Raw genomic sequence first — 17,939 nt, forward strand, 5'->3', positions numbered from 1 at the left:
AGACTCTAATTGAGTTGGCGCTCACTTAGAGTCTACCCTACCTAAAAAATTTACTTTGGTAGGTTGCTGCTTCTAAAGATACACCACACAGGTCTGCAATTTCTTGCGGTGTTTTCCCTATCAACAAATCTTTTTTTGTATATGGCATTAGTATTTCACCACCAAAACAATTGGCCTGCCATTCGCTATCTTCGAACGGTCTTAGCTCTTCATTAGTTCTGGCTAAAGTAACTTCTAAGTTTGAGTGTAATATATAATGCCCCAATTCATGTGCGGCAGTCATTCTATCGCGTCCACAACCATCCAGCGCTCGCTCGTAAACATCTTCTCTTAGCATTATTGTTTTTTGTTCTGGTATAGTAAGTCCATGATTACTCTGCATTACTGATTTTGGAAGAACTTCAAAATTAAACTCATTATCAAGTTTAGGTAATGTAAATTCCAACATTTCAATAATGGGTAAGTATAGTGAACTACTACCCTTCTTTTTTTCTAATGTTAAACGCACAATCGAAGCAGCTTCACGAATAGCATGCCTAGATTCAGGTGGTACTTTGATAGAATAACCGCTCAAATCACATTCCTTATTTCTCTAATAGTCGTTTTAAATTTTCATAATCTTCATTGTTTAAGTCATCAAAATTTCTTGCAAATAGAAGTGCTGCTTCTCTTGCGGTTTGATTTTTACCTTGTAAATTAACCTCTACGGAAGTTTGCGACAGCTCTGCATTCTTACGTAGCTCTTTTTCCATTTCAGTATTCGGCTTTAGACAATTAATAATCTGCTCTAATATGTCATTTGTAACAGGCCTTTTACCTGTTTCTATTGCCGAAATATAAGATGAAGTTTTACCTAGCGATTCAGCTAAATTTTTTAACGATACCTCTAGGTCAATCCTCAGTTTCCGTACTGATTTTCCAAAAGGACTTAACATATTTATTCTCCCAACACTTGCCGTGGTAATGAGTGAAATTCACCCAACATGAAGATAGTAACTTAACCAAGAAATTAAATCAACTAAAAATTGTTGATTTAATTTCTTGGTTAAGATGAACGGGATGTCTTCTTCAAGTTACAAGATTTTTTAGGTTTCATTTTGGCGCTTAGCTTTAATACAGTAAAACTATAAACATAATTTAACTGTGCATCTATACAGGCTCAGGCTATCTTTGAATAAATTAATAAACCTAATTTAATACTATACTTACTAAAAACGTTTTTTTTGGTCCAAAGTTCAATGAGCCTACTGCTAATTTAAATAAGATCTTGCTAAGTAACTCAACTTTTATAGGCCGAGCTAGTGGGTACAGTATGGAAGGTGTCTGAATTTTTGATGGCAACTTACTTATTATCAAGAGAGCTATAAAGGTAAAGCAAAACGATGTGATAGTTGCCTGCTTAAACAACCTATTTATATGCAAGATTGCTGAATTAAAGAACAAGCGCCTGCTTTCAGCAAGCCCAGAATACTAACCGGTTAGGATAACTGAATTTGATCAATATAATGTTGAAGGTGTTGTTGCTCAACCCATCAGAATGCATAGAACAACGAGTTTTCTGGGGTGATTTTAATCATATAAGTAACAAGAAATCATCACCTCTGAAAATAACTTCCACCCTTTCTAACTTTTTCAGCTCACCAGCATCTAAATTTAATAGAGTAGCCTCAACTTCAAATACAGCTTTTTGATCTTGTGTATCAACGCTAATCACTTTTACTCTAGCTGAAGTTGGCGAGTTAGCGGCTCTCATTAAAGTCTCTTCATTGATATCAGCAAACACAGCAAAGTTAGTATTATTTTTTGATTCAGAAAAAAGTTCAGTCCCTGTTTTAATATACTTTTTTTTAATCGCAAATGAGTAGTGGTTTTGTGGGTTTTCTCCAAATGAAACTACGACTGATTTTTCAGGTCCTTGGATGAAGTTAAATGCGGTTACTTCTGTATATTTGTGTGTTTCTTCATCTGAGCAACCTGATAAAAGTAATACTAACCCTGTTGCTACAATCAATATTTTGGTATTCATCCTAGCTACCTTACTTGTCCCTAATTTATTTAATATAGTAAAAATAAGCGTTAATTCAATTAATTTAAATTTTTAGGTACTCACAAATTTCTAAAAGCTGCATGACTGAAACCAAATTCAATCTTTTATCAATTCAAATGATCCCATGGGATTCCATATTCATCTACGATGGGAGCTGGTCCGAAAAATGACAGGATACCTTCCTCCCAAAAACGAACAATCATATTACCATTAGGATCAAAACAATCTGTAATCGGTATGCCTAACTCGTCAAATACTGATTCTACTATAAAATATGCATCTCTAGGGTCTCCCGGAAACCATTCAGACACACCCCCGTCATGAAATTCGACTCGGTTACCCAGCATATTATGAAGTTTTTTCTCTAAATCACGCGCCTTTCCGACAGAGTTTGGAACAAAATACGCCACTTGGAAACCTATACCAGGGTCACCTGTTCTTAGGTGCTTCATTCGTTTTATTGGGTCATTCCGCGTATATCCAATTTTAAAGCGATCATAATCTGATGATGTCATAAGAACATAAATCCATTCACCGTCCATTTTTTCTCCTAAAAATCAAGTAAGTTTTACTAATTTTAAAATACATTATATAAATATTTAATAATACTATTATTTTTGCAGCTCTATTGTGATTGCGTTATCTATTAGCTGGCAATATAATTCGTACCCTTCGCCCTGTTCTTTTATCCAGTCGTGTTTGTTGTATACGGCCATTACTCCGCGCATTGTATGACCTAGCATTTTTTCGGTTACGTGCGGTGCAACGCCATTTTCACTAAGCAGTGTTGATATTGATCGACGGGAATCGTGTGGTAGAAACTTAGGCGTTTTGTATTTTTCAAATAGGTGATCCCACATTCGACAGCAATAGCGGTTAATGCTGTGGGTGGTCATTGGTTTGTTTGGTTTACTGCCCGGTATTAAATACCCGCTGCGACCATATACCATGGCAAGGGTGTCTAAGATGCTTTTCATTTTGGTTGATATTGGCCGGCGGATGGCTTTATTTGTTTTTGAGTTTTCAGGCGGTACTGTCCAAGTATTATTTTCAAAATCAAAATGCTCCCACTTTGCTAAACGAACCTCTGATTGCCGCGCACCGGTTATATATATTAGTTGCAAACAAGCTTTGGTTGCTGGGGTCGCTTTTGATCTCTCAATTTGTGTCCATAGTTTTGCAATTTCGTCAAAGCGCATGACTCGCTGGCCTACCGATGATTGCTCACCTACATCATTTACTTTTAGTGTTAGTACTGGGTTAAATGGTTTTACATCACCGCGCTTTTCAGCCCAGCCAATTATGGATTTTATGCGCACTAATATTGTGCCCGCTGTTTTTGCACTACCCTGCGCTTTTACTTCATCAAAATATTTTATCCAATCTTTGATGGTCATTAAATCAAGTGGCTTGGCTTCATCATTTAAAAGTGGCAAAACCCATTTGCTGACTTGATGTGTATAAAGTATTTGTGTTTTTTCTTTTAGGTCTGGTACTTTTTTTTCAACCCAATCGGCTGCAACCTTTGCCATTGTAGGTAAACCTTTGCCTTCGTTGCGCATAAGTTTTAGCTCTATGCGTGGGTCTTTACCTTGGCTGAGCCAGTTTTGAAAATGGGGTATATAATCTTGTGCTTGTTTAATGGTTAAACCAGGATAACGGCCAAGCGAGATAATGGCTTGTTTACCATCAACACGACAACGGTATTGCCATGTAATTGTGCCTTTAGCTGATACCCTTACACTTAAACTATCTCTGTGCGATAATACGCAAGGTGTTTGATTTTTATCTAGCAGCTTTCTTAATTTGGTGTCGTTGATCGCCATTTAATTTTTTATACACAGTTAGCAAAAAATTTATACACGACACTATACACACAATGCGCAGATTGCAACATACTCGAAAATACAAGAACAAATGAAAGCGCAGTAAAAACCCGCATAAGTAAAGGGCTAAGAGACAGAATGAGCGAACCAACATATTACGAAAACCAACCTACAATATACTGGCACGATTACGAAACTTGGGGGGCCAGCCCGCAAAAGGATAAGCCGAGCCAGTTTGCAGGTATTCGTACCGATCTTGATCTAAATATTATTGGTGAGCCACTGATTGAATATTGCAAACCAGTGGCTGATTACTTACCGCACCCTGAAGCATGTTTAATCACAGGGATTACTCCACAAGTGGCAATGCAAAAAGGCTTAGTTGAAGCTGACTTTATAGCAAAAATTCATGCCGAATTTAGTGTGTCCAATACCTGTGTGGCTGGGTATAACAGTATTCGCTTTGATGATGAAGTAAGCCGTTATAGCTTTTATCGTAACTTTTACGACCCTTATGAGCGTGAATACAAAAACAGTAACAGTCGCTGGGATATTATTGATTTAGTTCGTGCGTGTTATGCCCTTCGCCCTGAAGGCATAGAGTGGCCGCTTAAAGAAGATGGCAGCCCAAGCTTTAAATTAGAACATTTAACCGTTGCTAACGGCATTGAACACGCCGCCGCCCATGATGCACTAAGTGATGTAACCGCAACTATTGCCCTAGCAAAACTAATAAAAGAAAAGCAGCCAAAACTGTATAACTTCTTTTTTAGTTTACGTGGTAAAAAAGCGCTCGCTGAACTTGTTGATGTGTTTAACATGACGCCGCTAGTGCATACCTCATCACGTATTCCTGCAACGCAAGGTTGCACCAGTTGGATTGCGCCGATGAGTTTTCACCCTACAAATAAAAATGCAGTGGTATGCTTTAATTTAACTGAAGATCCACAAGTATTAATTGATTTATCGGTAGAAGACCTTCGCACTCGCCTTTATACAAAGCGCAGTGAGCTTGGAGAAGATGAGCTGCCTGTTGGTTTAAAACTGGTACATTTAAATAAATGCCCTATTTTGGCACCCGCTAAAACGTTATTACCTGAAAACGCCGCGCGCTTGGGTATTGACCGTGAGCAGTGTTTAAAAAATCTTGCCGTGCTAAAAGCAAACTCCAGCCTTCGCGACAAAGTCACTGAGGTATTTAACGACAGCCCTGATTACGGCAAAACCACTAACACTGATTACATGCTCTATGATGGTTTTACCAGCAACGCAGATAAAGCCAAGTTTGCTATTATTCGTGATGCCAGCCCTGAACAATTAGCAGGTATGCAACTTGATTTTGAAGATAAGAAGTTTGATAACTTATTATTTAAATACCGTGCCCGCAATTGGCCACAATCACTTAGTCAAGATGAGCTCGATCAATGGCGTCAGTATTGCCAAAACAAACTCATGCATGGTGAAGATCAACCATCGATCAGCGCGCAAGATTTTATGATCACGCTTGAAAATCTTGCCCATGAACATGACGATAATGAAAAGAATTTAACTATTTTAAAGGCGCTGTATAACTACGCGCAGAGTATGTAGTTTCCCTATTGCTTATAAACAAACAGCGCTAGTTTGCAAAACTAGCGACGAGATTTAAGGCCGCGATTAGTCGCGGCTTTTTACTTAAAATTCAAACTCTAGGGCAAGACGAAAACTGTGATCTTTACCTGGTTGGCTAAGCTCGGTGACAAACCCTGCTTCCCACTTGAGTTGTCGCTTCGCCGAAAATCGATGCAGGCCAATAAAACCGGGGCCAATCCCCAAGAAGTCTTCTCCGGCGTATAGCTCTAAAGCAGGCTGAAACTCAGAGCGAAAACGATAGCGATACTGTGCGCGAAACTCAGTTTCCCATTCGTTTTTAATATCACCGCCCCATTCATACACTAAAAATGCATTTATAGTGAGGCTAGTACGCCCAAACTCTTTTTCCCATAAAAAGCCCGTTGTGGCTTCATAACTGTCTTTGCCTTCTTGCATTTCAAGTTCAAATAAAGCGCCCCAGTCAGCCCAAAAGCGCCCTTGTTCAACCAACTGCCAACGCAGTTCTAGCTCGTAGGCTGAAAAGCCAAAGTTACCGTTATCATCGCGCTCTCCAACCGCATAGCCTTCCAAACTCATGGTGTCGTTAAATGAGCCACCTAAGCCAACTCGTTGGGCTAAAATATTGCCTTTATCGGTTTGATGAGAGATCAAACGCCATTCAAATTCGCGTTCAAATGGTAAAACGTAAGGGTGGTAAACTTTATCTACGACTATTCCATCGGCTCGCACATTAAACGATGTTATAAACAAAAGTGAAGTTAAGCACCACGCGAGAATAAATCTCATGATTGCTCCCTTTGAGAAAATTGCCGATTAAATGCCATACTGGTGCCAATAAAGACTAAAACCGCTACTAGATACAACCATAATGCAGTTTTGCTTGGCGTTGCTTCATAGCCCACTAAGGCCTTTAGTACACGACCTAACTCCGAGTTTTCGACTAGCACTGCACGCCAATCAAAGTAATTGGAGGTAATATTGATCAAATCAATTTGGCTGGCTAAATCTAATGCGATAAGTAGTTTTGCCGAGGCATTAAAAGCCAAAAATAATATCAGTGGATATACACCAAACCGTGCTTTAACACTGTGCAGTAAAAATAATAGCAATACACCAAAACTACCGCAGATCCCTATTCCCAGAGATGTCCCTATTAGCAAAGGTCTTGCCGTGTCAGTGTTATGCCAAAAACCAACCAGATATATAAAATAGTGACTCAAATACAACGCCATAACCGCAACTATTGCAAGTAATGCGACTACACGCTGATGCTTACAACTTACAAGTGACGCAACATACACAATGACGCACAATAGCATTTGGCTAAACTCTAGGCCGCGATAATCAAATAACTGGCTCAACCAGGCTGCACTTTGTACATAAATAATACTACACAGCAACCCAACAAAAGCGAATGCTATTAACACGCGTGGGCTTATTTTTAGCAATGACTGTAATAGCACGAGTAAAATTACGACTGGTAAAAGCTGATTAATACTCATCAATAAACTAGTTATCAGCATCAGTCTTTCCTTCTACTAATACTGCACCACGGGCCGTGTTAGGTGAAAACTCACCAAAAAACTCATACCGCCCTGGGCTTAGTGGCCCGATGTAAATCACACTACGACGATTAGGATACAGCACTTTCTCACGATTTAAGTCAAAGCTGTCAAACTCTTCTGGCGTGCTATCTTGATTTTCAATTAAAAGTTTTAGTTTAGTATTTGCCGGTACGATGATCTCCGCAGGATAAAAAAGATGATCTTTTAAAATTAATTTATATTCTTTAGCAACACACGAAAAAGGTAATATGCTAAATAGCAGTAGGCTGATAAACCTTAAGCTGTTATTCACTCCCTGCTCCTTGCATAAATTCAACTCGCACTTGTACGCCGCCTAATTCACTGTCGGCTAAAGAAATACTTGCACCATAAATTGTTACTATATGTTCAACTATCGCCATACCTAATCCGGCACCTTGCTCACCAGAGGGGTGTTTATCACCTCCAACACGGTAAAAACGGTTAAAAATTCGCGCCTTATGGGCATCATCAATGCCAGGGCCTGAGTCATCAATCTGCCAACCAAACCCACCGTGTTGATTGTTTAAGCGGATCACTATATTACCACCACTGGGCGTATACTTTATGGCGTTGCTTAATAAATTGCTAAATAGGGTTGCTAAGGTAAATTGGTCACCATTAATAACATAATCATCGCCTTCAATACTGATCGTATGTTGTTTTTCATCAAGTCGTTCGTATAGTTGTGCAACCACTTGCTGGCTGATCTCAAGCACTGAAATTGGGCTAAATTGTGCCTGCCATTGTTCAGGATATGTGCGCCCTAAAATCAGCATTTGTTCAACAATATTACTTAGTTTATCGATACCTTGTGCCATTGCATCAAGCTCTAAACTATTATTACCTTGGGTGCGTAAGTTATGTACATTAATTTTTAAACTACTCAATGGCGTGCGTAACTCATGGGCCGCATCTGAGGCAAAAAAGCGCTCCCTTAAGTAAGCACTTTCTACACGTTTAAACAGGTCGTTTAAACGTGAGATCACCGGTTTGATCTCATGCGCGTTTACTTGCCAATCAATCGCAGTGAAGTCATTAGCTTGTCTAGTCTTTAATAGCTTTGAAAGACGAGTTAGTGGGCTTAGACCTTGTTTAACGAATAAACTAATTAATATCGCAAGTAACGGCACGCTCCACAGTAAAGGGGTCATTGCTGATAAAATCATAGTCTCGCTAAGGGCATAGCGTTTATTCAGAGGCTCTGCCACCAGCACTTGTTTTGTCTGCATGGTTAACCTGAATACTCGCATACGCTGCCCAGCTAAGTTTTCAACACTAAATCCATTCAGGCTTGGTTTTTGCGCAAGCTCGGCTAGTGATTTAGACGCACTGAGTAAATTGTTATCTTGCCAGATTTGAAACAATAATTGGGTGAGATCACTGCGTAGAATAGGCGTATTTGTGTGAATAGGTTGTTCGATTAGTACATGAGCAATAGTCTTTAATTCATTATCAAGTAACTGCTCAGCTTGCATCATGCTTTCACGGTAACCTTTACTAAAGGCTAAAAAACAAGTCAAAATCACTGTCGATAATATAATCAGCGTGAGTCTGCGTTTGATAGACACTAGCGTTTTCCTACCACATAACCGATACCTCGTAAGGTTTTAATGAGATCTTTCGGCAGTTTTTTACGTAAATGATGAATGTGCACTTCGATAGTATTTGACCCGACTTCTTCTCCCCATTCGTAGAGTTTGCTCTCTAATTGTTGTTTGGATAACACGCGCCCTTGGTTTTCGAACAGTGCTTTAAGAAGCATAAACTCTTTACGTGGTAAATTAATAGCTTGCTGATCAACTGACACAGAAAATGCTGAAGTATCCATCACAATGTTAGCCACTGTAATTTTACTTGATTGCGTTTGAGTTACGCGCCGACTAGCGACTCTTAAACGGGCAAATAATTCAGCAGGGTCGAATGGCTTAGCTAAATAATCATCAGCACCTAAATCTAATCCTAGTACTTTGTCGTCAATACTACCGCGTGCCGTTAAGATTACTACAGGTAAATTAGGGCGATGCTTTTTAACGTGTTTTAAAACATCAATACCATCGCCATCAGGTAGTCCTAAATCCAATATTAGCAGTTCAATTTCGTCGTTTTGTAACCATTGCATGGCTGAACTTATACTCGCACAATGCTCAACACTGTACCCTTGTTGACGAAGTGATCGACACAAGCCTTCAGCCACCAATTTATCATCTTCAACAAGCAATAAATGCATATTATCTCTTTAGTTTCTTCTCGACTTTGGCCAACAGTTGAGTTATTTCTTGCTGTCGGTATAAATCCGCTTTTGGTCTATATGGGCGTGCTGGTGCCTGTTGGGCGACAAGTAAATATTTTTTGGCTTTTTTGTAGTCTCTTTCGTCATACAAAAATGCCGCGTATAAATAATTACTATCGATGCCGTTTGGATTTATAGCAAGCGCTTGGTTGAATAATGCATTCGCTTTGTCATCATCACCAAATCCAATTGGCCAACCCGGTACTTTACTGTAAAGAGTCGCTAAACTGGTGTAAGCAGAGCCCGATAACGCATTGCCATCTATTTCTATAGCTTGCTCTAACTGTGCTTTAGCATCTTTTGCAAATCCTAACGCACCTAAGCCCCCTTTTGCTCCGGCGTAACTTGAAAGCACAATACCATACCAAATATGGCTTTGTGCCTGATCATCATAGGACTTTGCAAACCCAGCGGCCTGCTCTGATAACTTTTCAAATGCATTGAGCTGCGCTTTATCTACTAATTCATAATTCACAGTTGCCCAACTGGTTTGTATCTGAGCTAGTTCGCTAGCAAGATCAGCATGCGCAGTACTCGTTAAAAATATCCCAGATAACAAGCAGCTAATATAAAGTAGTTTAGTCATAATCATTCACCTTTATCAATTTTATCTACAATAAAACTTTTAATTTTAGGAAGTTGCTTTGCAATTGCGTTATCTACTAATGATGGAAATGCCCCATTTAATTTGACAAATAAGCGTTCAGGAAAGCCAATGTAACTGCGTGAATTTCCAGATTTCAATAATGAAATAAGCGCATCTGCCACTTTATCAGGTGGATCCATTGTATTGCCTAACGCTTTATTCATCGCGCGTACTTGCACTGAATTGATATTGGTATCAGTTGCTCTAGGAGCCAAATATAATATTTTTACATCACAGTGACTGAGTTCGCGGGCCAGGGCTTCGGTCATTCCTCGTAAACCAAATTTACTTGCGCAATATAAGGTTTGATAAGGGTAACCAATACTGCCAAACGATGATCCCACATTAACTATTGAGCCTTTTTTAGCCAGTATTTGTGGTAGAAATAGTTGGCATAGCTTAATTGGCACCGACAAATTAACTATCAGTAAGTCATCTATTTGCTGCTCCGTCATTTCACTAAAACCTTGCATTACATTAATGCCAGCGCTATTTATAAGCATTGTTGCACCGCCAAGTGATTGAGCATGTTCGAGTAAATTTTGGCGAGTCTGTGGTGATGTTAAATCACCAATAAATATCTCACAGCTTTCGCCACTCTTAACTTGTAATGCCTCAAGCTGTGCTTGCTGACGACCCACTAACAGTAAACGCCAGCCATGCTGAATCAACTTTAATGCCACGGCTTTACCAATTCCGCCTGTCGCACCTGTTAACACGCAAAGTGGACGATTCATGCAATTTGCTCCAAGTCGCTACTTACAAATTGTGGATCTGTATCTAATTCACGAAAAATATTGCCATATAACTTATAAAAACATTTAGCGGCATGCACAATCGCTTGTTGATCTGCAGGAGACTCTATTTTATTCATCAGGTCTTCAAAAAACTTCACATGCTCAATATCCAAAGCGCCATGAGATGTTAAATAGCTAAATGCCTTTTTAGGTAATCCGGTCATATTCGCTATGTTACTTGCCGCATTATCGGCTAACGCAATTGACGTGCCTTCGAGCACATGCACCATGCCAAAAAATGCCAATGGATTACCCCGATTAATTGTATCGTAGGCATAAGCAACCATTAACTCTGTGGCAAATTTGGGAGCACTTTGACGTACTTTTTGTTTATCAAAACCACAGGCTGCAATATCATTGAGCACCCATTCTTGATGACCTATTTCTTCTTCTATATATTCTGCAACAGCCTCGCGGATCCACTCTTGTTCAGTCGATAATTTCGCGCCCACGGCCATCATTAATGGCACCGTATGTTTAACGTGATGATAAGCTTGAGCTAAAAATGAAGCATACTCAGTCGTGCTTACTTGTCCCTTGAATACTCGAAAAATGATCGGTGCAGCCAATAAATACTCGCGCTCTGCTTGGGTGTGTGATTTTAATGTCTCGAAAAAATTACTCATAATATTGCCTCACTGTACAGTGCTGTTAGTTGTGCATGATAATAGTTTGCTATTGCTTGACGTTTAGGACGGTTATTACTGGTTAATAACCCCCTCTCTGCAGTAAGTGGTTCAGCTAAGCGATGAAATGTTTTAATTTGGGCATATTCAGGCAATTGTGCGTTAATACCTCTAAAATGCTCGGCTAACACAGCATCAGCCATATTTACTGATGTATAAATAAGCGCCACTAAATGCGCTTTACCTTCACCAAAGACTACAGCTTGTTGTACTTCGCTGTTACTGAGTAGCAAAGATTCAGGCCACTCAGCGCTGATGTTGCGCCCAAAGCTAGTAATAATTTGGTTTTTTAAACGCCCCTTAATAGTTAACCGACCTTGTTGTTGAGAAACCAAATCTCCCGTTGCATACCAACTCGTTTGATCATGAGACTGTTGGCCTAAATAGCCTAAAAATAAGGGTCCTTTAATAAATAGCTGTCCGTCTACCAGTTTGCTTTGCAAGTGATTTAACACCCGCCCTGCACACTCTATATCATCATCATTTGGCGTGTTTAAGCTCACGACTGATGAAGCTTCAGATAAGCCATAACCTTGGTAAACTGGTAACCCTAAACTGCGCGCTATACTGATCAATTCACTGCTGAGTACAGCGCCACCAACGGCAATAAACTTCAGGCTCTTTGGTACTGTCCATCCCCGCTTGGTAAACCAGACTAAACAGGTCAATAATTCAGGTACCAAAATAAGCGTGTTCGGTTGCACACGATCAATGGCGTTGATCAGTTGACTGGCATCATTTAATTTTGCTCCAGAGAAGCCTAATGCTGGCAGTGTCATAACATGCACTTCACCTGCGGCTAATAACGGTGCAAAAACCCCTGCAATGTTTTCAAGTAATACTGGCAAAGGTAATAAACACAGATGTTTTGGCTGTTTTATCGCTATTTTTTTATGTAATGAGGTCGCCACTTGTAATTGACTTTGTAAAGATAAACACACTCCCTTTGGCTCACCGGTAGAGCCTGAAGTAAATGTCACCTTTTGGGTATCTGTAAAAAATGTTGTTGGGCTCGAAGCGCATACTTTATAGATATAAAGCGGGTAGCGGGTTAACACGCTCAACGTCGTAATACATTCTAAGCCGTCAAGTTCACAGTGGGTGTCGCTGATAAAATGCGAAACGCCGCTTTTATTCACGCTATTAGTTAGCTGTTGTGGACTAAAAAAGGTTGGCAGCGGAATGCTTACTTGTTGTAACTCAATCAATGCAAAGTCTACAATTAACCAAGCTGGTGTATTGTCCATTACAAACGCCACAGCTGATATATCAAGCGCTTTTAAGTCGTTAATTAACTCGGCCACTGCTTGCATCAGCGTTTGTTTATTGATCGGCTGCATTTGTTGTTCATGATGATCAACAATCACAGTATCAAGCGAGGCATGTGGTAGTTGCGATAAAAACCCCATTATGCCTCCAATTGCGATGCTAATTGGCAACTCGCTTGATGATAGCGCTGTTTAATATTAAATAAATGAGGAGTGTTTAATACACAATCATGAGCAGCCGCTAAATCAACTACACACAGTGTTGGTTTATTTTCATAATAAGTCCCCCAATCAGCTGGGTTATCAAGTGCCTGACTATTAGCTAATGCAATTTCAGTGCAATTAACCCCCAGCACTTTTAATAATGCTCTCACCTTTGCAGTGGCACAAAATACTAAGCATTTTGCGCCAACTTGGTAAAGTGCTTCAGTCGTTAGTACAAAATGAGCGAGAGTTGCTTTGCGATTGGTTGAACATAAATTACCAAGCTCGTAAATATCTTCCCTCGGTACATCAACAAAGGTTTCAATCGGCTCTGGTAAGTATTGCTCAATAAATAGTGATTGAGTAGCAGCTCTAAGTCCTAATGTGCAAGAATCAGCGGCAATACTTAATTGGCATAATACCGGCATAAACTGCTTAATATTAGCGCCATAGGCTCTGGCAAAACTCGCTTTAACGACGTGCTCTAATTGCACACGCAAGGGCATGTTTGCATTAGCACACACATAATCGTGTGTGTTCGTAACAGGCAAGTTAGTAACTTGAAGTGATTGCATAGTGTTCGCTCTTTTTAGACTATGGTTAAAATCTAACGAGCAAAACTTAAATAAACCTTAAGAAAAATTAATTTTTATAAAAAACCCAAACAATGTTTGGGTCAGTGATTACCTAAGCGAAGATTTCAGAGATAACAAAGCACATCTACCCGCTAACTACATGCTGAAAATAGATTTATTATCCGATAATCTACTTTTTATGAAGTGCTTCAATACGTGCTAATAAGCTTGAAGTATCATAGCGACCACCACCAAGTGCTTGTACATCTGCGTAATATTGATCAACCGTTGCAGTCATCGGTAATGTAGCGCCGTTGTTTTTCGCTTCATCTAACGCAATACCTAAGTCTTTTCGCATCCAATCGACGGCAAAACCAAATTCGTACTCGCCCTGCCACATGGTTTTATAACGGTTTTCCATTTGCCACGAACCCGCCGCACCTTTTGAGATGGTTTCAATCACTTTTTCACCATCAAGACCTGCTTGCTTTGCAAAATGTAACCCTTCAGCTAAACCTTGTACCACACCAGCAATACAGATTTGATTCACCATTTTACACAATTGACCAGAGCCGACTTCACCAAGCAGCTGGCTAAAGCGACTAAAAGCAGCCATCACGGGTTGCACTTTAGCAAAGACGGTTTCGTCACCACCAGCCATTACCGTCAATACGCCATTCTCAGCGCCTGCTTGACCGCCTGAGACAGGCGCATCAATAAACGCGATATTTTGTAATGCCGCGTTTGCAGACACTTCGCGGGCAACTTCTGCTGAGGTTGTCGTGTGATCCACTAAAATAGTGCCATCTGTCATTCCCGCCAGAACGCCATCGTTACCATAAACCACTGAACGTAAATCATCGTCATTCCCAACACACATAAAAACAATATCAGCACCTTTAGCTGCAAGTGCTGGAGTCAGAGCAACATTACCTTTGTACTGTTGTGTCCATTGCTGTGCTTTAGCCGTTGTGCGGTTATACACAGTAACATTGTGCCCAGCATTGGCTAAATGGCCGGCCATTGGGAAACCCATTACGCCTAAACCGATAAATGATACATTCATTGACATAAAACTGTCCTATTTCAGTGGTAACTTAAAAAGATACTTTGATTATCTCAACCGAATAGACAAAAAGCGAATGAAAAAGTCTTCATTAAATTTCTTCATGGACGACACAGTACAGGTAAACTATGGATAGCATATATCAATTCAGTGCCCCCCTTTATAACGGCGAAGATTTTGCTTTGAGCCAGTTAAAAGGTAAAACTATTTTAATCGTCAATACAGCGAGTAAATGTAACTTTTCAGTGCAATTAGCTGCGCTTGAAAAGCTGTACCAACAATATAAATCGCAAGGCTTTATCGTTTTGGCTTTTCCATGTAATCAATTTGATTACAATGAGCCTCTAGAAAACGCTGATATAAAAGATTTTTATCACCATCATTTTAATGTTAGTTTTCCAGTGTTTAGTAAGGTAATGGTAAACGGGCCTGACGCCCACCCGTTGTTTAACTATTTAAAAACACATACTCGGGGAATTGCACAAAACCGCGCAATAAAATGGAATTTTACAAAATTTCTTATAAACTCAGAAGGTCAGTTGTCTGTGCGTTATGCCCCGCGCACAAAACCCGAAACCTTAAAAATGGTGATAGAGAGTACCCTCAATGAATCAGATGACAGTAGCGCTTTTCAGTTCGCAAAAATATGAGCAAGCCCCCTTTGATACATGCTTGCAAGACCAACCAAGCATTTCAATCACTCATTTCGAACAAGCGCTCACTGAGCAAAGCACCATTTTATGCAAAGGTTTTGATGCTGTATGCATATTTGTAAATGATCTCGCTAATGAAGCAGTAATAAAACAACTAGCAGAGCAAGGAATTAAATGTATTTTATTACGCTGTGCAGGCTTTAATAATGTGGATTTAACAGCTGCTAAAGCTCACAATATAAAAGTATGCCGCGTACCTGCTTACAGCCCTGAAGCGGTTGCCGAGCATTGTGTAGCCTTAATGCTCACGCTGAACCGTAAAACCCACAAAGCGTATAACCGTATTCGTGAAGATAACTTTGATTTAAACGGCTTACTTGGTTTTAACTTATTCAAAAAAACCATTGGCATAATTGGCTGTGGTAAAATAGGCCTTGCGCTGGTAAACATTCTAAACGGCTTTGGTGCCAACGTTTTAGTATGCGACCCCTACGCCGAGCAAGGTGACTATACACTTTGCGACCTTGATACATTACTAAGCCAAAGTGACGTCATCTCATTACATTGCCCCCTGAACGACCAAACACACCACATAATTAATGAGCACGCCTTTAGTAAAATGAAGCCAGGCGTAATGATTATTAACACCTCACGCGGTGCATTAGTCGATAGTAAAGCATGCATTAGCGCACTCAAAAGCAAAAAACTTGGCTACTTAGGCCTTGATGTTTACGAGCAAGAATCAGAGCTCTTTTTTAAAGACCGCCGCGACGAAATAATGCAAGACGATATATTTTCACGCTTAGTAAGCTTTCCTAACGTATTAGTTACCGGGCACCAAGGTTTTTTCACCAAAGAAGCATTAAGTGAAATAGCCCAAACGACAATTAATAACGCGATTGAATTTGCTAATAACCAGCCGCTGAGTAATGAGGTTAAATAGTGCTAGGTCAATGATCTGGATCCGCTAGAGTAGGCTCGGGGTTTTAATTTATTGATGCTATTAACTTAGGTATCGCGAAAATTGAATAGCGCGAACGAGTTAGCAACCTTGCTTGCTGCATAAAATCAATGAGTTAACCTGCTCCACGGCTCAGGCTAGTCGCGACTATGTGTAAGAAAAACATCATTGCTTAACGGTTAAATATTCGGTTTAATAAGCACATAATAAAGGCTGAGTGACGCAGGGATAGCTTGCTTACGATAGACACGCCAATGAAATTGTTTTGATATCACTTAGGCCATAAAAACAAATTCCCATAGCATAAATACTAAAAATGTTATGAGACCACGGAGTTTTATGAATCGTTCAGTAGAAATAACGGATAATACATTTTTTTCTATTTTCTCAGATGCAGTTTTACTATATGAACTTGCATCTTCGGAGAGTAATAAAAATACGCAAAATACCTTGGCAAAATCTAGTATTTTATCTGTTAACTATGCTTTAGAAGCTGCTGCGAATTCATTTCTTACATCGGTCGAAGTAACCTCTAAAATCAAAGATAAAATTGATAAATTTTCGACCTTAGACAAACTTGATTTTGTTCTTCAATGGCATAAAGACGATTCGTTGCCTCGTGGAGAAAAAGAAACACAGATTGTTAAAAAGCTAATTGATCAACGTAATTCATTGGTACATCCGAAAGTAAAAACTTTAAAGCAGGAGGTGTCTACTGTTGTTGGTAATGAGACAATTGCTTATTATCATAAAGCACTTCATGATGACTCAAATGAAAAGTGCAAAATAACTAAGATGTCACTCAATTCAGAGCATTACTCAGCAGAAGATTCCCTTATTGCTTTAAAATCATTAGTTAATTTTCTGAATAAATATGTTGAGAGTTGGTGGGGAATAGACGTAGAAAGCTCTGCCATATTATTAATGAGATCTTGGAATGGTTCTGTGCAAGCCAATTCGATTATGTATCAAAAGCATGAGTTAGAAATAGTTCTAAAACACAATGATCATTTAGATGTGAGATTTGTTGGCTTATACGGCATACTTGAACAATACACATAATCGGGTAGCCGGAGGTCTCTAACTTCCAGCCCCCACACCACCCATCATGCGTAAAGCCAAAGGGGTCAAATCTTGACTTCAGACATTAAAACTTCTCAACGTCTGCAATTAACATACTTCTGACTATCAGGTTTGGTTAAGCCCTGTTTATCGGCTGTTATAAATCAACCACTTAGGTCACTTAAATACTGATACTTACATTTTACGAATAGCGTTTAGTTTATTTACCTTGTTGATAACACCTAAATCAAACAGTTGCTGCGTTGTAGACTTGAGCAATTGCGTTTTTTCAGGCGTTCTATGCTCTTTAATAATTAAGTTTGCATAGCTAATTTGCAGTTGGTTTATTGATCGGGTTTTATTTCGGCATTCACAGCACTTGATTGCATGTGCATCAATCCAAAACTTTAATTGTTCAAACCAATATTGCTGCTCTATAGCAAAAAATATAAATGTTCTGTGACAATCGACACACTGCTCTTGTATATCAACATAGAGTTTCCTTGGATATACACTGTAACTTTGTTTTTTGGTTGCAGCGGGGATTGCAGTTTCTGGAAAGTAGCGAACACTTTTATAGCGCCAATAGGCATTATCGATTTCTTGCTTAGTATAGCTATTACCAGAAGAAATTGGCTCGCTGCCATATAGTGGGTGGCTTACATATTTAGTCATGTTA

Annotated in this window: 21 protein-coding genes; 4 read left to right on the forward strand and 17 right to left on the reverse strand. The window is 39.5% G+C overall.

The annotated features are described in order from the left end of the window. Positions 1–37 precede the first annotated feature (37 nt). From AAEU30_RS04075 to AAEU30_RS04095, 5 genes are all read right to left on the reverse strand, one after another. Positions 38–574 carry an ImmA/IrrE family metallo-endopeptidase gene (locus AAEU30_RS04075; protein ID WP_421959426.1) on the reverse strand — a complete coding sequence of 179 codons (537 nt, stop codon included), beginning with the start codon at positions 572–574 and terminating at the stop codon, positions 38–40. Positions 575–584: 10 nt separating this feature from the next. Next, a complete protein-coding gene (locus AAEU30_RS04080; RefSeq protein ID WP_421959427.1) occupies positions 585–935 on the reverse strand; it encodes a helix-turn-helix domain-containing protein in 351 nt (116 codons plus the stop codon). A 638-nt stretch (positions 936–1,573) separates the two neighbouring features. Next, complete coding sequence (locus AAEU30_RS04085) at positions 1,574–2,026, reverse strand: hypothetical protein (protein WP_421959428.1); 453 nt, start codon at positions 2,024–2,026, stop codon at positions 1,574–1,576. 128 nt (positions 2,027–2,154) lie between these two features. Beyond that, positions 2,155–2,589: a GIY-YIG nuclease family protein gene (locus AAEU30_RS04090; protein WP_421959429.1), complete on the reverse strand. Its 435-nt coding sequence runs from the start codon at positions 2,587–2,589 to the stop codon at positions 2,155–2,157. A gap of 69 nt (positions 2,590–2,658) precedes the next feature. Next, positions 2,659–3,873: a tyrosine-type recombinase/integrase gene (locus tag AAEU30_RS04095; RefSeq protein ID WP_421959430.1), complete on the reverse strand. Its 1,215-nt coding sequence runs from the start codon at positions 3,871–3,873 to the stop codon at positions 2,659–2,661. Positions 3,874–4,011: 138 nt separating this feature from the next. Between AAEU30_RS04095 and sbcB the strand changes: the two genes are divergently transcribed. Then, the gene (gene sbcB, locus AAEU30_RS04100; RefSeq protein WP_421959431.1) at positions 4,012–5,463 is read left to right on the forward strand and encodes an exodeoxyribonuclease I; all 1,452 of its coding nucleotides are present in this window, start codon (positions 4,012–4,014) and stop codon (positions 5,461–5,463) included. A gap of 84 nt (positions 5,464–5,547) precedes the next feature. On the opposite strand, the gene AAEU30_RS04105 is transcribed toward sbcB, so the two are convergent. The 11 genes from AAEU30_RS04105 to AAEU30_RS04155 all read right to left on the reverse strand — a co-directional run bounded on the left by AAEU30_RS04105 (position 5,548) and on the right by AAEU30_RS04155 (position 14,590). After that, positions 5,548–6,252 (reverse strand): hypothetical protein, encoded by a 705-nt coding sequence (locus tag AAEU30_RS04105; protein WP_421959432.1) that lies wholly within the window; start codon positions 6,250–6,252, stop codon positions 5,548–5,550. Further along, positions 6,249–6,989, reverse strand: coding sequence for an iron transporter (locus AAEU30_RS04110; protein ID WP_421959433.1), 741 nt, complete (start codon positions 6,987–6,989; stop codon positions 6,249–6,251). The genes AAEU30_RS04105 and AAEU30_RS04110 overlap by 4 nt, the downstream gene beginning before the upstream one ends. After that, on the reverse strand, positions 6,976–7,302 hold the full coding sequence (locus tag AAEU30_RS04115; RefSeq protein ID WP_421959594.1) for a cupredoxin domain-containing protein: 327 nt from the start codon (positions 7,300–7,302) through the stop codon (positions 6,976–6,978). Before AAEU30_RS04115 ends, AAEU30_RS04110 begins: the two co-directional genes overlap by 14 nt. A 13-nt stretch (positions 7,303–7,315) precedes the next feature. Continuing rightward, positions 7,316–8,620 (reverse strand): ATP-binding protein, encoded by a 1,305-nt coding sequence (locus AAEU30_RS04120; RefSeq protein ID WP_421959434.1) that lies wholly within the window; start codon positions 8,618–8,620, stop codon positions 7,316–7,318. After that, positions 8,620–9,279, reverse strand: a complete 660-nt coding sequence (locus tag AAEU30_RS04125; protein ID WP_421959435.1) for a response regulator transcription factor — start codon at positions 9,277–9,279, stop codon at positions 8,620–8,622. Before AAEU30_RS04125 ends, AAEU30_RS04120 begins: the two co-directional genes overlap by 1 nt. Before the next feature lies 1 nt (position 9,280). Beyond that, positions 9,281–9,928, reverse strand: coding sequence for a hypothetical protein (locus tag AAEU30_RS04130; protein WP_421959436.1), 648 nt, complete (start codon positions 9,926–9,928; stop codon positions 9,281–9,283). 2 nt (positions 9,929–9,930) lie between these two features. After that, a complete protein-coding gene (locus AAEU30_RS04135; protein WP_421959437.1) occupies positions 9,931–10,725 on the reverse strand; it encodes an SDR family oxidoreductase in 795 nt (264 codons plus the stop codon). Beyond that, complete coding sequence (locus AAEU30_RS04140; protein WP_421959438.1) at positions 10,722–11,411, reverse strand: iron-containing redox enzyme family protein; 690 nt, start codon at positions 11,409–11,411, stop codon at positions 10,722–10,724. Before AAEU30_RS04140 ends, AAEU30_RS04135 begins: the two co-directional genes overlap by 4 nt. Then, positions 11,408–12,880, reverse strand: a complete 1,473-nt coding sequence (locus AAEU30_RS04145; protein ID WP_421959439.1) for an AMP-binding protein — start codon at positions 12,878–12,880, stop codon at positions 11,408–11,410. The genes AAEU30_RS04140 and AAEU30_RS04145 overlap by 4 nt, the downstream gene beginning before the upstream one ends. Next, positions 12,880–13,518 carry a thermostable hemolysin gene (locus AAEU30_RS04150; RefSeq protein WP_421959440.1) on the reverse strand — a complete coding sequence of 213 codons (639 nt, stop codon included), beginning with the start codon at positions 13,516–13,518 and terminating at the stop codon, positions 12,880–12,882. Before AAEU30_RS04150 ends, AAEU30_RS04145 begins: the two co-directional genes overlap by 1 nt. A gap of 190 nt (positions 13,519–13,708) precedes the next feature. Continuing rightward, entirely contained in the window at positions 13,709–14,590 is an 882-nt protein-coding gene (locus tag AAEU30_RS04155; RefSeq protein WP_421959441.1) for an NAD(P)-dependent oxidoreductase, read from the reverse strand. Positions 14,591–14,712: 122 nt separating this feature from the next. Between AAEU30_RS04155 and AAEU30_RS04160 the strand changes: the two genes are divergently transcribed. The 3 genes from AAEU30_RS04160 to AAEU30_RS04170 all read left to right on the forward strand — a co-directional run bounded on the left by AAEU30_RS04160 (position 14,713) and on the right by AAEU30_RS04170 (position 17,260). Beyond that, positions 14,713–15,234: a glutathione peroxidase gene (locus tag AAEU30_RS04160; protein ID WP_087531631.1), complete on the forward strand. Its 522-nt coding sequence runs from the start codon at positions 14,713–14,715 to the stop codon at positions 15,232–15,234. Beyond that, positions 15,200–16,180: a 2-hydroxyacid dehydrogenase gene (locus tag AAEU30_RS04165; protein ID WP_421959595.1), complete on the forward strand. Its 981-nt coding sequence runs from the start codon at positions 15,200–15,202 to the stop codon at positions 16,178–16,180. The genes AAEU30_RS04160 and AAEU30_RS04165 overlap by 35 nt, the downstream gene beginning before the upstream one ends. 357 nt (positions 16,181–16,537) lie before the next feature. After that, positions 16,538–17,260 (forward strand): hypothetical protein, encoded by a 723-nt coding sequence (locus AAEU30_RS04170; RefSeq protein WP_421959442.1) that lies wholly within the window; start codon positions 16,538–16,540, stop codon positions 17,258–17,260. A gap of 195 nt (positions 17,261–17,455) precedes the next feature. Here the strand turns inward: AAEU30_RS04170 and AAEU30_RS04175 are convergent, their stop codons facing one another. After that, positions 17,456–17,935 carry a zinc-ribbon domain containing protein gene (locus AAEU30_RS04175; protein WP_421959443.1) on the reverse strand — a complete coding sequence of 160 codons (480 nt, stop codon included), beginning with the start codon at positions 17,933–17,935 and terminating at the stop codon, positions 17,456–17,458. Positions 17,936–17,939: the final 4 nt, after the last annotated feature.

The organism is Pseudoalteromonas mucoides, assembly GCF_049257175.1.
Classification (GTDB): domain Bacteria; phylum Pseudomonadota; class Gammaproteobacteria; order Enterobacterales; family Alteromonadaceae; genus Pseudoalteromonas.

Excerpts from the sequence above, each read along its gene's own strand:
- AAEU30_RS04080 (WP_421959427.1), bottom strand. The coding sequence starts at position 935 with ATGTTAAGTCCTTTTGGAAAATCAGTACGGAAACTGAGGATTGACCTA.
- AAEU30_RS04085 (WP_421959428.1), bottom strand. The coding sequence starts at position 2,026 with ATGAATACCAAAATATTGATTGTAGCAACAGGGTTAGTATTACTTTTA.
- AAEU30_RS04090 (WP_421959429.1), bottom strand. The coding sequence starts at position 2,589 with ATGGACGGTGAATGGATTTATGTTCTTATGACATCATCAGATTATGAT.
- AAEU30_RS04095 (WP_421959430.1), bottom strand. The coding sequence starts at position 3,873 with ATGGCGATCAACGACACCAAATTAAGAAAGCTGCTAGATAAAAATCAA.
- sbcB (WP_421959431.1), top strand. The coding sequence starts at position 4,012 with ATGAGCGAACCAACATATTACGAAAACCAACCTACAATATACTGGCAC.
- AAEU30_RS04105 (WP_421959432.1), bottom strand. The coding sequence starts at position 6,252 with ATGAGATTTATTCTCGCGTGGTGCTTAACTTCACTTTTGTTTATAACA.
- AAEU30_RS04110 (WP_421959433.1), bottom strand. The coding sequence starts at position 6,989 with ATGCTGATAACTAGTTTATTGATGAGTATTAATCAGCTTTTACCAGTC.
- AAEU30_RS04125 (WP_421959435.1), bottom strand. The coding sequence starts at position 9,279 with ATGCATTTATTGCTTGTTGAAGATGATAAATTGGTGGCTGAAGGCTTG.
- AAEU30_RS04130 (WP_421959436.1), bottom strand. The coding sequence starts at position 9,928 with ATGACTAAACTACTTTATATTAGCTGCTTGTTATCTGGGATATTTTTA.
- AAEU30_RS04135 (WP_421959437.1), bottom strand. The coding sequence starts at position 10,725 with ATGAATCGTCCACTTTGCGTGTTAACAGGTGCGACAGGCGGAATTGGT.
- AAEU30_RS04140 (WP_421959438.1), bottom strand. The coding sequence starts at position 11,411 with ATGAGTAATTTTTTCGAGACATTAAAATCACACACCCAAGCAGAGCGC.
- AAEU30_RS04145 (WP_421959439.1), bottom strand. The coding sequence starts at position 12,880 with ATGGGGTTTTTATCGCAACTACCACATGCCTCGCTTGATACTGTGATT.
- AAEU30_RS04150 (WP_421959440.1), bottom strand. The coding sequence starts at position 13,518 with ATGCAATCACTTCAAGTTACTAACTTGCCTGTTACGAACACACACGAT.
- AAEU30_RS04155 (WP_421959441.1), bottom strand. The coding sequence starts at position 14,590 with ATGTCAATGAATGTATCATTTATCGGTTTAGGCGTAATGGGTTTCCCA.
- AAEU30_RS04160 (WP_087531631.1), top strand. The coding sequence starts at position 14,713 with ATGGATAGCATATATCAATTCAGTGCCCCCCTTTATAACGGCGAAGAT.
- AAEU30_RS04165 (WP_421959595.1), top strand. The coding sequence starts at position 15,200 with ATGACAGTAGCGCTTTTCAGTTCGCAAAAATATGAGCAAGCCCCCTTT.
- AAEU30_RS04170 (WP_421959442.1), top strand. The coding sequence starts at position 16,538 with ATGAATCGTTCAGTAGAAATAACGGATAATACATTTTTTTCTATTTTC.
- AAEU30_RS04175 (WP_421959443.1), bottom strand. The coding sequence starts at position 17,935 with ATGACTAAATATGTAAGCCACCCACTATATGGCAGCGAGCCAATTTCT.